Source organism: Sphingomonas sp. PvP055 (genome assembly GCF_040546365.1).
GTDB classification, from domain to species: Bacteria; Pseudomonadota; Alphaproteobacteria; order Sphingomonadales; family Sphingomonadaceae; genus Sphingomonas; species Sphingomonas echinoides_A.
Genome location: NZ_JBEPNS010000001.1, coordinates 1,975,449 through 1,991,248, shown reverse-complemented (window position 1 = coordinate 1,991,248; position 15,800 = coordinate 1,975,449). Strand labels below are relative to the sequence as shown.

10 protein-coding genes are annotated in these 15,800 nt (G+C 67.7%); 5 read left to right on the top strand and 5 right to left on the bottom strand.

What is annotated here, in order from left to right; genetic code table 11:
- Positions 1-9: 9 nt before the first annotated feature.
- Positions 10-1,152, bottom strand: coding sequence for a cytochrome d ubiquinol oxidase subunit II (cydB, locus tag ABIC16_RS09575; RefSeq protein WP_354290887.1), 1,143 nt, complete (start codon positions 1,150-1,152; stop codon positions 10-12).
- Between the two features lie 14 nt (positions 1,153-1,166).
- Complete coding sequence (locus ABIC16_RS09570; protein WP_354290886.1) at positions 1,167-2,735, bottom strand: cytochrome ubiquinol oxidase subunit I; 1,569 nt, start codon at positions 2,733-2,735, stop codon at positions 1,167-1,169.
- Positions 2,736-2,862: 127 nt separating this feature from the next.
- Between ABIC16_RS09570 and cydD the strand changes: the two genes are divergently transcribed.
- Both cydD and ABIC16_RS09560 read left to right on the top strand, forming a co-directional pair.
- Entirely contained in the window at positions 2,863-4,512 is a 1,650-nt protein-coding gene (gene cydD / locus ABIC16_RS09565; protein WP_354290885.1) for a thiol reductant ABC exporter subunit CydD, read from the top strand.
- The gene (locus ABIC16_RS09560; RefSeq protein ID WP_354290884.1) at positions 4,509-6,146 is read left to right on the top strand and encodes an amino acid ABC transporter ATP-binding/permease protein; all 1,638 of its coding nucleotides are present in this window, start codon (positions 4,509-4,511) and stop codon (positions 6,144-6,146) included. The genes cydD and ABIC16_RS09560 overlap by 4 nt, the downstream gene beginning before the upstream one ends.
- A gap of 34 nt (positions 6,147-6,180) precedes the next feature.
- Here the strand turns inward: ABIC16_RS09560 and ABIC16_RS09555 are convergent, their stop codons facing one another.
- Positions 6,181-8,103 (bottom strand): NPCBM/NEW2 domain-containing protein, encoded by a 1,923-nt coding sequence (locus tag ABIC16_RS09555; RefSeq protein WP_354290883.1) that lies wholly within the window; start codon positions 8,101-8,103, stop codon positions 6,181-6,183.
- A 37-nt stretch (positions 8,104-8,140) separates the two neighbouring features.
- The gene (locus ABIC16_RS09550) at positions 8,141-9,709 is read right to left on the bottom strand and encodes an alpha-N-arabinofuranosidase (RefSeq protein ID WP_354290882.1); all 1,569 of its coding nucleotides are present in this window, start codon (positions 9,707-9,709) and stop codon (positions 8,141-8,143) included.
- Positions 9,710-9,852: 143 nt separating this feature from the next.
- On the opposite strand from ABIC16_RS09550, the gene ABIC16_RS09545 reads away from it, so the two are divergent.
- Positions 9,853-10,992 (top strand): aldose epimerase family protein, encoded by a 1,140-nt coding sequence (locus tag ABIC16_RS09545; protein ID WP_354290881.1) that lies wholly within the window; start codon positions 9,853-9,855, stop codon positions 10,990-10,992.
- Positions 10,992-12,929 (top strand): sialate O-acetylesterase, encoded by a 1,938-nt coding sequence (locus ABIC16_RS09540; protein ID WP_354290880.1) that lies wholly within the window; start codon positions 10,992-10,994, stop codon positions 12,927-12,929. Before ABIC16_RS09545 ends, ABIC16_RS09540 begins: the two co-directional genes overlap by 1 nt.
- Positions 12,930-12,963: 34 nt before the next feature.
- Here ABIC16_RS09540 and ABIC16_RS09535 read toward each other — a convergent pair whose 3' ends face one another.
- Positions 12,964-14,490, bottom strand: coding sequence for a family 8 glycosyl hydrolase (locus tag ABIC16_RS09535; protein ID WP_354290879.1), 1,527 nt, complete (start codon positions 14,488-14,490; stop codon positions 12,964-12,966).
- Between the two features lie 179 nt (positions 14,491-14,669).
- On the opposite strand from ABIC16_RS09535, the gene ABIC16_RS09530 reads away from it, so the two are divergent.
- Positions 14,670-15,578 (top strand): alpha/beta hydrolase, encoded by a 909-nt coding sequence (locus ABIC16_RS09530; protein WP_354290878.1) that lies wholly within the window; start codon positions 14,670-14,672, stop codon positions 15,576-15,578.
- Positions 15,579-15,800 lie beyond the last annotated feature (222 nt).

Sequence of the window (15,800 nt, the reverse complement as noted above, 5' to 3'; positions counted from 1 at the left end):
TGGAAGGTGTCAGTAAAGGTCGACGTTCGCGACGACTTGTGCGGTGGTCACCCGCCCGAACATCACGCGGTACGCCCAGGCGGTGTAGATCAGCACGATCGGCAGCAGGACGCCCGTCACCCCGAGCATCAACGCCAGGGTTGAGGCGCTGGACGATGCGTTCCACACGGTCAGGCTCGAATGCGGATCGATGCTGGAGGGCAGGATGTACGGGAACATCGATACGCCGACGGTCGCGATGATCCCGGTCGCCGCGAGCGTCGACCCGACCAGGGCGGCCGCCTCGCGCCGCAACAGGATGCCCGCCAGCGCGAGCGCGGTGCCACCGAAGCCGAGCGCGGGCGCGATGACCATCCACGGGTGCCGACCGTAATTGGCAAGCCAGGCGCCCGCCTGGACAACGGTCGTCATCCGCGTCGGGTTGGACGGCCCGAGCGGATCGGCGACCCCAGCGATGGCATAGCCCGTCCCGGTCGCGACGAAGCCCCAGCCGATCGCGAACAGCACGATCGACAGCACCGCCGCCCCCGCACCGATCGCGCGGGCACGGTAATGCACTGCGCCATGCTCGATCTTGACCGCCAGCCACGCGCTGCCGTGCAGCACCAGCATCGCGACCGACAGCAGCCCGCACACCAACGTGAACGGCGTGAACAGACCGAGCAGCCCGCCAACGTAGGTCGCGCGCAAATCGTCGTCGATCTTGAACGGGGCGCCCTGCAGGACATTCCCGACCGCGACGCCGAACACCAGCGCGGGAACCAGCCCGCTGACGAACAACGCCCAGTCCCACCGCGCGCGCCACGCCGGATCTTCCGACTTGGAGCGGTATTTGAACGCCACCGGCCGCAGAATCAGCGCGGAGAGCACGAGGAACATCGCGAGATAGAAGCCCGAGAAGCTGATCGCATAGACCAGCGGCCAGGCGGCGAAGATCGCACCGCCGCCGAGGATGAACCACACCTGGTTCCCCTCCCACGTCGGCGCGACCGCGTTGATCGCGAGCCGCCGTTCGACGTCGTCGCGGGCGACGAACGGGAGCAGCGCGGCAACACCGAGATCGAACCCGTCGGTGATGGCGAAACCGATCAGCAGGACGCCGAGCAGCACCCACCAGATCAGTCTAAGCACTTCATAGTCTAGGAAAGCCATGATCGGATCGTCCTTCAGGCAGCAAGCGAGGGAATGGGCAGCGCGGTGACTGGTGCCGGTTCCGGCAGGTCCTCGACCGGACCGTGCGCGATCGCGGCGAGGATCAGCCGGACCTCGATCACGGCGAGCGTCCCGTACAGCGCGGTGAACCCGACGATCGTCGTGATTAGCAGCGCGGGCGTCAGCGAGGAGGTTGCCAGGAAGGTCGGCAACACCCCGTCGATCGCCCAGGGTTGCCGACCGAGTTCGGCAACGACCCAGCCAAGTTCCGCCGCCAGCCACGGCAGCGGTATGGCAGCGACCGCGATGCGGAGGAACCAGCGATACTGCTCATGCCGGCGGGCGGTCGAAATGATGAACGCGGCGGTAAACAGCGCGATCATCAGGAAACCGATCCCCGCCATCAGGCGGAACGACCAGAACATCAGCGGGACGCTGGGGACCGTGTCCCAGGCGGCGGTATCGATCATCGCGGGCGTTGCGGCGGCCGGATCCGCGACGTAGCGCTTGAGCAGCAACGCATAGCCGAGGTCGCGCTTGTGCAATTCGAACGCGGCGCGTGCCGCAGCATCGGTCGGCGTCCGTTTCAGCACCTGCACCGCGCGATAGGCGATCTGGCCCGAGCTGATCCGCTCATGCGCCTTCAACACCAGTTCCGACATGCCGGTCACTTCGCCCGTCAGGCTGCGGGTTGAAATGAGGCCGAGCACCCACGGGATTTCGACCTGATAACGCGTCGTGCGCGTCTCGAAATCGGGCAGGCCGATCAACGTGATGCCTGCGGGTGCAGGCGCGGTATGCCAGGCCGCCTCGATCGCGGCGAGTTTCATCTTCTGGTTGTCGGTCAGCACGTAACCGCTCTCGTCCCCCAGGACGACGACCGACAGCGACCCCGCCAGCCCGAACGCGGCGGCAACCGTCATCGAGCGCTTGGCGAATTGGGTCCAGCGGCCCTTGAGCAGATAAAAAGCCGATACGCCGAGGACGAGTACCGACGCGATGACATAGCCGGCGCTGACGGTATGGACGAACTTCGCCTGTGCGACCGGGTTGAACAGCACCGCACTGAAATCGGTGACTTCCATCCGCATCGTATCGGTGTTGAAGCGCGCGCCGACCGGGTTCTGCATCCAGCCGTTGGCGATCAGGATCCACAGCGCCGACAGGTTGGTGCCGACCGCGACCATGAACGTCACGAACAGATGCTGGCGCTTGCTCAGCTTCTCCCAGCCGAAGAACATCAGCCCGACGAACGTCGCTTCCATGAAGAACGCCATCAACCCCTCGATCGCGAGCGGCGCGCCGAAGACGTCCCCGACATATTGCGAGAAATACGACCAGTTGGTGCCGAACTGAAATTCCATCGTCAGCCCGGTGGCGACACCGAGCACGAAGTTGATCCCGAAGATCTTTGCCCAGAACCGCGTGATCACTCGCCAGATCGGGCGATTGGTCATGACGTACAGCGATTCCATGATGACCAGCATCACGCTGAGCCCGAGTGTCAGCGGCACGAACAGGAAATGATATAGCGCGGTCAGCGCGAATTGCAGTCGCGATAGATCGACGACACTAAAGTCCATGATTCTGCCTCCGTGTCAGGCCCATACGCGGACCACCCCTGGCAGTCCGGCTAGCGATATCGGTGGGTTAGCGGGATACGCGGTTTCCCGTATTCGGCCGAAGCGGTCGCTGTTCTAGGCATCATTCATGTCCGGAACAGCCCTTACCGTCCCGCCGCCCCCGCGCCTTCTGGCGACATTCAAGACGCAAGTGTCGCGCCTGCCCTTGTTACTATTGCTGATCGATACGGGTGGAGCGATCGGGTTTGCGGGTGGCCTTGCCGGCGCGGTCGCTGCGCTGGCCGCGGGGTCGACGCCGGTGGCGGGATGGATCGCACTGATGCTCGGTGCCGGGGTCGTGCGCGGGGCGGCGACGATGCTGTCGGTCCGTGCGGGCGCGCGCGATGCGGCGGGCGTGAAGGCCGGGCTGCGGCAGGACGTCGTCTCGGCGCTGTTCCGTCCGCTGGCGGGCCAGGGCACGACCGGCGCGATCCTCGCCAGTGCAGTCGACGAGGTCGAGATGGTCGACGGGTATATCGCGCGGTTCCTGCCCGCGCGGCAGGCCGCGACGATCGCGCCGATCGTGGTGGGCGCAGCCGTCGCAATCGCAAGCCCGGTCGCCGCGCTCATCCTGATCGGCACCTTATTCCCCTTCATCGCGGCGATGGTGCTCGCCGGCGGCGCGGCGGCGGCGGAATCGCGCCGCCAGTTCGACGCGCTCGCGCAATTGTCGGTCCGCTTTGCCGACCGCGTCCGCGCACTGCCGGTGATCCGCGCGTTCGGCGCAGAGCGACGCGAGACCGACGGCATCGCGGACGCCGCCGACGCCGTTGCGCTCCGCACGATGCGTGTGCTGCGCGTCGCGTTCCTGTCCTCGGCATCGCTCGAATTCTTCGCCGCTTTGTCGGTCGCGCTGGTCGCGGTGTACGCCGGGTTCAACGTGCTCGGGCTGCTCCCGGCGTTCGTGCCCGAGCATCTCACGCTGGGCCGCGCGTTCTTCGTGCTGGCGCTCGCACCCGAATTCTATGCCCCGATGCGGCGGCTGGCCTCGGCGTATCACGACCGGCAAGCGGCGGAGACCGCGACGACGCGGCTCGACGCGGTCATCGCGGGTCAGGCGCCGCCCGCTGCGGCGTGGACCTATGCCGGCGACGCACCACCCCGGCTGACGTTCGACGCGATCACGCTGCGCTATCCGGGAATGGACGTGGCGGCGGTTTCGGACTTCTCGCTCGACATCGCGCCGGGCGAGATCGTCGCGCTCGTCGGCCGTTCCGGGTGCGGCAAATCAAGCCTGTTGCATTATGTGCTTGGCCTCGTCCCCGCCGCCGCCGGCAGCCTTGCGATCGACGGGATCGTCCTGCCGCCGCGCGCCAACCTCGCCGCGCACACCGCCTGGTCCGGGCAAACCCCGCTGCTGCTCGCCGGGACGATCGCCGACAACATCGCTGTGTCCGACCCGACCGCCGCACGCTGGCGGATCGAGGACGCCGCCATTCGCGCTGGCCTTGCTCCTGCGCTGGCGACGCGCGCGGACGGGATCGACACGCTGCTCGACGCGACCGGCAGCGGGCTTTCGGGCGGGGAACGGCGACGGATCGGTCTGGCGCGCGCGATCCTCAAACCCGCCCCCGTGCTGCTGCTCGACGAACCGACCGCGCATCTCGATTCCGCCGCCGAGGCCGCGCTGATCGCGACGATCCGCTACGCCTGCATCGGCCGGACCGTGCTGATCGCAACCCACAGCCCCGCGCTTGCCGCAATGGCGGATCGTATCATCCCGATGGACCGCGCATGACCCCGGACACCCCCACCGATCTCGCCTCCGTCCTCCACCGCGCGACGCTCGCGCATCGGCGCGACCTGCGCCGGGCGGCGTTCTGCGCGGTCGCGGTGGCGGCGGCGACGGTGTCGCTGCTTGGCCTCTCGGGATGGTTCCTGACCGGCGCCGCCGTCGCGGCATCGATCGGGCTGGGCCACGTCTTCAACTACATGCTCCCCGCCGTCGCGATCCGCTTCCTGGCGATCGTTCGCACCGCCGCGCGCTACGGCGAACGCATCAGCGGGCACGACGCCGCGCTGCGCATGATGGCGCGCGTCCGCCCGGCGCTGTTCGCGGCGCTGGCCGGGGCCTCTCCCATCCGGACTCAGCGTTTCTCGACCGGCGAGGCGAGCGCGCGGCTGGTGCAGGACGTGACCGCGATCGAGGCGGCGATCGTGCGGCGCTCGGCCCGCTGGTCGCTGGTGGGCGCGACCGTGTCGGCGGGTGCGCTCGCGCCGCTCGGGGGCTGGGCGCCGCTGGTGGCGGTGGGCGCGACCGTGGTGGCGACGATCGCGCTCGGCGACTGGATCGCGCGCTTGGGGGCTGCCCCGGCCCGTGCCGCGCTGGTGGCGAACGGCGACCTCAAGGACATGGTATCCCGTTACGGCGCCGCCGCCGCGGAATTGCGCTGTTACGGCCTCGAAGCGCGCGCGGTTGCCGACGTTGCCGACCATGGCGCCACCCTGTCGATCGCGCATCGCGCCAGCGCGGCGGCGGTGAGCTGGCTCGATTTCGTCCAGTCGAGCGCGGTATCGGTCGCCGCCGGCGCGGCGTTCGTGCTCGCGATGCCGGCGGGCGCGCCGATCGCGGCGCTCGCCGCGCTCGCCGCCGCGATGGGGGTCGACGGGGCCGCGCCATACCTCCGCGATCTCGCGCAGCGCGCCAGCGTCCGCACCGCGACCGAACGCCTCGACGAGATCCTGCTCCAGCCGGACGTGGCGGACCCTCCCGCGCTGGGCGCCGCCCCGCAGGAACGCGATCTCGCGCTCGCGGTGTTCGGTCGGGTCCGTTTCCAGCCGAGCGAACGCGTCGCAATCATCGGGCGGTCAGGCTGTGGCAAGACCAGTCTGGTCGAGACGCTGCTCGATTTACGGCCGGCGAAGCGCGGCGCGGTGCGGATCGGCGGGGTCGACCTGCTCGACATTGCGCCGCGCCAGCTCTCCACCATCTTCGCCCTCGCCCCGCAGGATGCCCGTCTCCTCGCCGGGACCGTGCGCGACAATCTGCTGCTGGCCGATCCTCTGGCCGACGAGGCACGGTTGTGGGGCGCCTTGCACGATGCGGCGCTGGAGGAGCGGATCCGCGCGCTCCCGCTCGGCCTCGATAGCTGGATCGGCGAGGATGGCGCGTGCCTTTCGGGCGGGGAGCGGCGGCGGCTTTCGCTCGCGCGGGCATTGGTGTCGCGCGCGCCGTGGCTGGTGCTCGACGAGCCGACCGAGGGACTCGACCCCGCCACCGAACGCACCGTGCTTGAGCGGATCGCGACGCGGCTCGACGCAACCGGGCAAGGCGCGCTGATCGTGACGCACAGCGCGCGCGTCCGCGATCTCTGCGACACGGTGGCGGACATGACCCCGCCCGCCGCGACACAACCGCTCGAAACCGTCTGAGACCGTTTGGCCGCGCGCCGGACGGCCGGTCGGATCAGCGCGTCAGCGCCGCGTCGCCCCACGTCACCGGGTCGGGAAAGCGCATCGGTTGCGCGGTGCGTACGACAAGTTCGATGACCTTGACGCCCTGGACCGACACCGACAGTGGCACCGCTGTGTCGCCGAACTTCGTCGGCGCGGACTGTTGCAGCAGCTTGCCGTCGCCATAGACCGCGAACCGCACCGGCTGGCTGCGGTCGCGCGCGGAATCGTCCAGCCCGACCATCGTGGTGAACCGGGCGAACCCGCGATTGCGCACCTCGAGCCGCGAATTGGCGAGGACGCCAAGCCCGCTCGAATAGCGCTTGCCCGCAATCTGCAGCGTCTCGCCGTACGGCGTGGTATCCGCCTGCGCGCCGCCCCAGCCACCGTAGCGCGGCCGATCGCCACCGCCCCGCGTGCTGTTCCAGCCCGAGATCGCGCGATGCACCAGCGGCTCGTGCTCGGGCACGGTCACGCCGTCGACCGCCGGGTTCACGCTGCCCGGCTGCTCGGACAGGTACAGCCCGGCGGGGAGCAGATGCTGGCCGTGCGCGGTGAAGATCAGCGTCTGGTGCGGCGCCAGCGTCATCTTGGCCTCGCCGCGAAAGTCCTGTTTCTTGCCGGTCCACAGGTCTTCGAGCGCGATCATGCCGTCGTTCGTGAACTTGAGATGCTCGGCGGTCAGCACGGCGTCGGTCGGTACGGCGGTGCGGTTGAACACAGCGACCGCCTTGTCGCCACTCGCCAGCGTCTTGACGAGGATCTGGACGTCGTCGGTGTCATACGCCAGCACCGCCTGATTGCCCGCCGGATCCTGATTGACCGCAATGATCCGCGCGTTGCCGAGCAAGTCGATCATCGGCTTCGACGCCTTGCGGAGATCATAGCCGATGAACAGCGGCGCATTCTCCATCGCCCACAGCGCGAAATGCGAGCGCGCTTCCTCGAGATGCGACATCTCGAAATCGCCAGTGCCGACGAACAGCATGTCCGGGTCGTTCCACCCGCCCGGATGCGCGTAGAGCGCGCGGCGCGACACGGTATCGAAATTGTGGAGCATCCGCGTCCAGCTCGCGGAAATGTCCTCGCTGGTCCGCGAGATGTTGCCGAGGTCCTTGCCCCACGAACGGACATCCGACGATCCCCACAGGCAGATCGAGTAGAGATAGTCCATGTCCGGGTTGTACCGCTTCAACGCATCGCCGACCTGCTGATACAGCGCGCGGATCGCCGGGATGTTGGTCCGGCCGAGCGACTCCGGGTCGACGATCGGCGAGAACGCGCGATACTTTCCGGCGATCACCGCAGGGTTGGTCGCGGGGAGACCCCGCACGCCGCAGCCGTCGACCTTGATCAGATCGAACCCCCATTCGGCGAAATACAACCGGATGTCCTGATCGACATGCCCGTACAGCCCGATCTCGCGTTCGGCGACGGTCCCCTCGGGCTGGTTGGGCATGGTCGAGGTGAACACCTGCCCGCACGAATTGCGCCCGATGTCGGAATAGATCCCCGCCTTGAACCCGAGCGCGTGGAGTTTATCGGTAAACGGCTTGAAGCTCGTCTCGCCGCCTGGCCCCGCCCCCGCTGCCGAGGGGAAGGTCGCGGTGCGGATGATCATCCGGCCATCGGGCTGGCGCCGCTTGAGCCACCAGCCGTCGTCGATGTCGATGTAGCGATACCCCTTCGCCTGCAACCCGCTGTCGGCGATGATCTTGGCGCTCGCGAGCACCTTCTCCTCGCTGACGTCGGTGTAGAAGGCGTTCCAGCTGTTCCACCCCATCGGCGGAAGCTGCGCCGCGCCGGCGGTGTTGGCGCTCCACCGTCCGGTCGGGGCTAGATCGTCCGCCAGCGCGATCGCCGGCGCCAGCGTCGCGCCGATGCTCGCCGCACCGAGCAGGGCCCGACGCAAGCGCTTTTGAAGAAGGTCACGCATGGTCGGGTCCTGTCGGATGGTCTGGTGGTACCGCCGGTCAGCGCAGATCGAGCACGACCACCGACATCGGCGGCAGCGTCGCGGTCAGCGTGCCGCCCGAAACCTGCGCGCCGGTGAAGGCTTCGGGTTTGACGACATCGGGCTTTTCGAAGGTGTTGTGCGCATCCATCGTCGCGCCCGTCACGATCCGCCCCGAAACGCTCCCCGCGGTCGCACCGCTCATCGCGACGGACAACGGGATCGCACGATGCGGATCGAGGTTGACGAGTGCCACATGCACCTGCCCCGCCGTATCGCGCACCGCCGACGCGCTGATCGCGGGAAGCGCGAACTCGTCCTTGTGATAATACGGCGTCTTGAGCTCGATCGGCAGCGTGGTCGCGTCCTGCCACGGCTTGTACAGGTCGAACACCCAATAGGTCGGCGTCTTGACCATCTTCGCACCGTCGGTGAGCAGCATCGCCTGCAACACGTTCACCATCTGCGCGATCGCCGCCATTTTCACGCGATCGGCATGATGCGCGAAGATGTTGAGGTTGATCCCCGCGACGACCGCGTCGCGGACGCTGTTCTGCTGGATCAGGAAGCCGGGGTTGCTCCCCGGCGCGGGGTCGAACCAGGTGCCCCATTCGTCGACGACCAGCCACGTCTTCTTGGCCGGATCATATTTGTCCATGATCTCGGAATGCTTGGTGACGAACTCTTCCATCCGCAGCGTATGCGCCATGGTCGACGCCCATTCGCTCTCGGGGAAGCCAAGCGCCGCGCCCTTGTCCCCCCAATTCTTGTCGCGCGGGCGGGTGTAGTAATGCAGCGCGAGACCATCGATGTTCTTGCCCGCGATCTTCATCATCGTGTCGGTCCAGGCGTAATCGACGTCGCTCGGGCCGCTCGCGATCTTGAGCATCTTGGTCGTCCCGCTCGCCTTGGCGAACTGCGCGTAGCGGTTGGTCAGGTCGGCGGCATATTCGGCGCGCATGTTGCCACCGCAGCCCCACAACTCGTTGCCGATCCCGATGTATTGCAGCTTGAACGGCGCGGGGTGGCCGTTGGCGGCCCGCTCCTTCGCCAGCGTCGATCCGCTCGGCGAGGTCATGTATTCGACCCATTGCGCGGTCTCGCTCGGCGGCGCGCTGCCGAGGTTGGCGGAGACGTATGCCTCCGCGCCGAGACGCTCGACGAAGCCCATATATTCGTTGGTGCCGAACGCGTTGTCCTCGTTCACGCCACCCCAGTTGGTGTTGATCTTGACCGGACGCTTCGCGCGCGGCCCGATGCCGTCGCGCCAGTGATATTCGTCCGCGAAACACCCGCCGGGCCAGCGCACCATCGGCACCTTGATCGCCTTCAGCGCCTCCAGCACGTCGCGGCGATAGCCGTGGTCATTCGGGATCTTCGACTTCTCGCCGACCCAGATCCCGTCGTAGATGCCGTGGCCGAGATGCTCGGCGAACTGCCCGAAGACCTGCCGGTTCATCCGCGGTCCGGGCTTGTCCGCCTGGATCGTTGCGGTCGCGGAGTCGCTGGGGGCCTGCTGCGCGGTCGCGACAGATGCGGCAAGAAGACTCGTGCCGAGGCACAAGGTTAGACGGGCGCGTTTCAACATGGCTGGATCCTTCTCCGATATCAGGCCACGCCCTTGCTCGAGGGGTTGCTCTTTGACCGATATTGTCTGAGTATAAGTGCCAAGCCGTGACGTCAACGGCGCTTGTTTCGGCGCGGACATCCCGCCTGCGGAGAAGGACTCTTATGCTCAAAACCCTCGCAACGACGACGCTTTCCTTGTGCTTGCTCGCCCCTGCCGCCGCATACGCCGGCACTGCCGAGCGCGCACCGTTCGGAAAGCTCGCCAATGGCCAGCCGGTCGAAGTGATTACGCTGACCAACGCGAAGGGCATGAAGGCACGGATTCTCAGCTACGGTGCGATCCTCCAGGGCGTCGACGTGCCCGATCGCGACGGCAAGATGGCGGACGTCACGCTCGGCTATACCGACATGCGCGGCTATCTCGCGGCGCCCAATTACTTCGGTGCGACCGTCGGGCGCTATGCCAACCGCATCAAGGCGGGCAAGTTTACGCTGGACGGCAAGAGCTATTCGCTCGCGCTCAACAACAAGACCAACGCGCTGCATGGCGGCGTCCAGGGATTCGACAAGCGGTTGTGGAAAGTCGTCGAGGTCACCAGTGGCGCCACCAGCCACGTGACGCTCGCCTACACCGCAGCGGACGGCGAAGAAGGCTATCCCGGCGAACTCAAGGTCACCGCGACCTATGCGCTCAACGATGCCAACGAACTGTCGATCGATTACCGTGCGACCACCAACAAGCCGACGATCGTCAACATCACCAACCACAGCTTCTTCAACCTGGGCGGCGAGGCGTCGCAGCGCTCGATCTATGATGCGGTGCTGACGATCCCGGCGGAAACCACCACGCCGGTCGACGCGACGCTGATCCCCGACGGGACGTTCCGCCCGGTGCAGGGCACCCCGCTCGACTTCCGCAAGCCGACCGTGATCGGCAGCCGGATCCGCGACGCGAGCGACCCGCAGATCGTCTTCGGCCAGGGCTATGACGAGAATTACGTGCTCGCGCGCGACGTGAGCAAAACGCCCCGCCTCGCCGCGAAGGTCGAGGATCCGATCACCGGCCGCACGATGGAAGTGCTGTCGAACCAGCCCGGCGTGCAACTGTACACCGGCAACTTCCTCGACGGCACCGCGGTCGGCAAGTCCGGCCACGCCTATCGTCAGGGCGACGCGATCGCGCTCGAACCGCAGGTCTTCCCGGATACGCCGAACCAGCCGGTGCTGGGCAGCGCACGGCTCGACCCGGGCCAGACCTACCGCAACCTCATCGTCTATCGCTTTTCGGCAAACGCACGCTGATGCGCCCGCTGGCGACCGGCATTGCGACGCTGCTCGCCAGCACCGTCGCTAGCGCAGGGTGGGCAGCGCCCACGGTGGGCGGGCTGCTCGGCGACCATGCGGTCGTCCAGCGGAACCAGCCGGTCGTCGTGACCGGGGAGGCTGTCCCCGGCGAAGCGGTGACGGTCGTGCTGGGCGGGCATTCCGCGCAGGCACAGGCCGCCCGCGACGGCCGCTTCAGCGTCACCCTGCCCGCGCTCCCGGCGGGCGGGCCGTATGATCTGCTCGTCATGGCCGCCAGCGGGACGACTGCGTTGCACGACCTGCTGGTCGGCGACGTGTTCCTGTGCTCGGGCCAGAGCAACATGGAAATGACGGTCGAGCATGCGCAGGACGCGTTCGGCACGATCATGGGGTCGACCGACGCGCAGCTTCGCCTCGTCACGATCGACAAGGCGACGTCGGTCAAACCGCTCGACCGACTGAAGCAGAAGCCCGCCTGGGCCGCTGCGGGGCCGAAGACGACCGGCGCGTTCTCCGCCGCCTGCTTTTACATGGTCCAGGACTTGCGAAAGACCGCCAAGGTCCCGATCGGCGCGATCCATTCGAGCTGGGGCGGATCGCAGATCGCCGCGTGGATGGGCGAATCCGCACAACGCGGCGCCGGACGCGGTGCGCAGGCCGACCTGCTCGCCCTCTACGCGCGCGACCCCGCCGCCGCGAGCCGCGCTGCGGGGCTGGCGTGGGAAAGCTGGTGGCGCAACAAGACCGGCGACAAGCCGGGCCAGGAACCGTGGCAGCCAGAGGCCGCGCTCGACTGGAAACCGGTGCCGAAGATCGACTTCTACGAGAATTGGGGCGTCCCCGCGCTCGAGACCTATCTCGGGATGCTGTGGTATCAGAAGACGGTGACGCTCACCGCCGCACAGGCGCGCCAGATGGCGACGATCGCGATCGGCGCGATCGACGATGCGGACCGCACCTGGATCAACGGCAAGCCGGTCGGCGGGCGCGGCGGCTGGGATGCGCGGCTGTATCCCGTCGCGCCGGGAACGCTCCGCGCGGGCGCGAACGTCATCACGATCAACGTCGAGAATGCCTATTCCACCGGCGGAATGCCCGGCCCCGCCGACGCGATGCAGCTGACGCTCGCGGACGGCACCAGTGTGCCGCTGTCGGAGGGATGGCGCTACGCCCTCGCCAAGCGCGTGAGCGGCACCACGCCGCGCGTGCCGTGGGACGACATCACCGGCGCGGGCACGATCTACAATGCGATGATCGCGCCGTTCGGGCGCACCGGAATGGCCGGGGTCGCCTGGTATCAAGGGGAATCGGACACCGCCTATCCGGGCTATGCCGGGCGATTGAAGGCGATGATCAAGGAATGGCGCGCGCAGTTCGGCGTGCCGACCCTGCCGTTCGCGGTCGTCTCGCTCCCGGGCTTCGGCAAGCCCGCGATTGCGCCCGGCGAAAGCGGCACCGCGCAAGTCCGTGAGGACATGCGTCAGGTCGCGGAAACCGACGGCCATACCGCGCTTGCGGTGGCGATCGACCTGGGCGATCCGCTCGACATCCATCCGGGCGAGAAGCACGAAGTCGGCCGCCGTCTGGCGCGCGCGATGGGATCGCTCGCTTATGGAACGCCCGCATCCGCCTCGGGCCCGCGCGTGGCGCAAGCCGCGCGCGACGCGAACGGGGGGGCGACGGTGACCTTCGACGGCGTGACCGGTGCCCTCCACGCCCGCAGCGCCGCGCAGGCGACCGCGTTCGAACTCTGTGGCGCCGACGCGGGTTCGTGCCGCTACGCCACGGCGACCGTTTCGGGCAATCGCGTGACGTTGGCGGGGGATGGCAGGCCCGCGACACGGGTGCGCTACGCCTGGGCGGACTTCCCGGTGGTCAATCTGGTCGACGACGCCGGGCTTCCGGCCGGGCCGTTCGAGCTGCCTCTACGGTAAACCGCGTTCTCCCGCTTTCGCGGGAGAACGTGGCTCAAGACGCCGGCCCATCCACCACGCGGAACTGGCCGCTGCAATGCATCAGGCTCATCAACTGCAGCATGCCGTCGAAATAGCGTTGCTCCCCGGTCGGCACCGGCATGTCCCATAACGCCTGGAGGAACGCGCGCGAATGCGGCCCCGGCGTCGCCGCGAACGCCCCGACCGCGGTGGCCGCGACCATGCCGGGCGAATGCCGCGTCGACAGCGGCTTGCCGTCGAGCGTGTAGCGATCCGCCATCCGGTCGATCCCCTCGCCCGCGAGGAACGTCTGGATCCGGTCGCTCAGCACCCGCTGCCGCGCGTCCTTGCCCCACCAGCTGTAATCGACCGACCAGTTGCTCACCGTCCGCCAGCTGTCATAGCCGAACGGATCGGGCGTGCCGTCGCGGGTCAGCATCGTCGTTCCGTCGAAATGGCTGCGGTCGGGCGCGAGCCCGGTCCGGGGATCGGTCACCCGCACGAACAGGTCGCGGCTGACGTCCGCCGCCTTCGCCCAGAACGCGCGATCCTCGACTGGCCCCCAGCGCGACCACAATTCGTAGAACGCGGGAAGATGGTAGGAGGCATCGGTGCCGCCAACCGACGTTTCGGCAACGAAGCGGATCATCGCATGCGCTTCGTCGACCATCGGGCCGACCGTTGCCTGACGCGGCCGATTGTCGGGACGGTAGGGCGGCCACGGTTTGCCGTCCTTCGCCGCCTGCGCCGCCATCGCGCGGTTGTTGATGCTCGGCCACGGCGACGCGGGCATCTCGAAGGGTTTGTCGCCGGGATGGATGCGAAACGGGCCGGTTGCCGTCATCACCGGGTGATGCCGCATCGTGCGAAGGATCGCGTCCCCCTCCGCCTGATAGTCGTAAATCCCCGTTCCGTTCCCCCACCGCCGCGCGGCGAAGTACAACGCCATCGCGTAGAATTCCTCGCCATCGGGCGCGGCGCCGACCGAACGCGGCGAGCCGTCCGTCCCCATCGACCAGGCGAAATACCCGACCGAGGGGTTCTTCGGATCGGTGATCTGCATATGCGTCTTGGACCAGTTCCACAGCGCATCGAACTCGCGCTTCTTGCCCAACTGGACCGCGATCATCATGCCGTAGCTCATGCCCTCGGTCCGGGCGTCGTTGTTCGCCCAGTCGGTCACGTAGGCGAGCGGCCCGTTGGCATTGGCGCCGCTCTCGAAATAGATGCGCTCCTCCTGCCCGTCGCCGTAGAACAGCTGGTTGAACACCGCGTCGAGCTTCGCCTTGGTCTGCGCCTCCGACACGCCGATCTGCTCCGCGAACAGATTGCGATAGTGCCCGGTCTTGACCGCACCCGCGCCATCCCCGGGGAAGCGCTTGATTTGGCCGAGCGGTTTGTCGCGATGGCCGGTGTCGATCGTACCGGGCGGCGGAGTCGACGCTGCCGGAGGCGCCGCCTGTGCCGCACGGGCCCCCGTCGGCGCGACGAACGCCAGCATGGCGAGCGTGACCGCCGCAGTCATCCCAGAATGTGCGCGTCGTCCTGTCGTATGTGCCATGTCCATCCTCTCGCGCCGCGCCCTCGGGAACGCAGTCTTTGGTACCGCAATCATGAAAGTGTCTGCGAAACCGGTCAGTTCCGCAAGGGCGCAAACCGCAACGCTCCCCCCTTTCGCAATGATCTGGAGCATGCCAATGATACCGTTAACGATCCGCCACGCAGCGGAACAGGAGAGCGATGATGAAACGGATTGCGGTGATCGCGTGTCTTTGCCTGGCGGTCCTGCCCGTCGCCATACCGGCGCAGGATCCGCCACCGGAGGCTCCACCGTCGCTGACGACGATCAAGCTGTGGCCCAATGGCGCCCCCGGCAAGGATGTTCGTCCGCCTTCGGCCGAGATCGGCCGGGACTATTGGGTGCGCAACATTCGCGAACCCTCGTTGCTCGCCTTCCCGGCCAAGCGAGAGCACAATACCGGCGCGGCGGTCGTCATCTTCCCCGGCGGGGGGCACAAGCTGCTGGTGTGGACCAACGAAGGCACCAAGGCCGCGACCGCGCTCAACCGGATGGGGGTCTCGGCCTTCGTCCTCAAATACCGGCTCGCGAACGAACCCGGCGCGCCCTATTCGGTCGAAGGCGACGCGGCGGACGACGCGCGGCGTGCGCTGCGCTGGGTTCGCGCGCATGCAAGCGACTATGGGATCGATCCCCGCCGCGTCGGCGTCATGGGCTTTTCCGCGGGCGGCGAGCTCGTCTCGCTGATCGCGGACAACCCCGAACCCGCCGGCCGCCCCGTCACCGACGCGATCGATCGCCAGTCGGCGCATCCCGATTTCCAGGTGCTCGTCTTCCCCGGCCCGCGCGGCATCCCCGCCAAGGCGATCGCCGCCGCCCCGCCCGCGTTCATCGTCGCCGGAAGCCGGGACCCGTGCTGCGCCGCGCCGTCGGTGGCCTTGTACGAACAACTCCGCACCGCGGGCGTGTCCGCCGAGCTCCACATGTTCGCGGACAGCGGGCACGCGTTCAACCTCGATGAATCGAACCGCATTTCGATCCTGCACTGGCCCGATCGGCTCAACGATTGGCTCGCGGACGGCGGGTGGCTCGAACCGCGGCGGACGAGCGGGGACAGCGCGAAGCCCTAGGCAGGGGCGAAGGTCCTGCCAAACCGTAACTGTTCTCCCGCGAAGGCGGGAGTCCAGGAGTCGCAAGGACTGCAAGCCGTTGTCCTGCTAGGCTCTGGATTCCCGCCTTCGCGGGAAAACCGCAAGTGGCGGGTCCGCCCCAAACTTTCCCAGAAGCCATGTTCTCGGGGGAAAACAGGGCGCGCGCTCTTCGCCCTCCCCCTGCGCCCTGCAAACAAGACA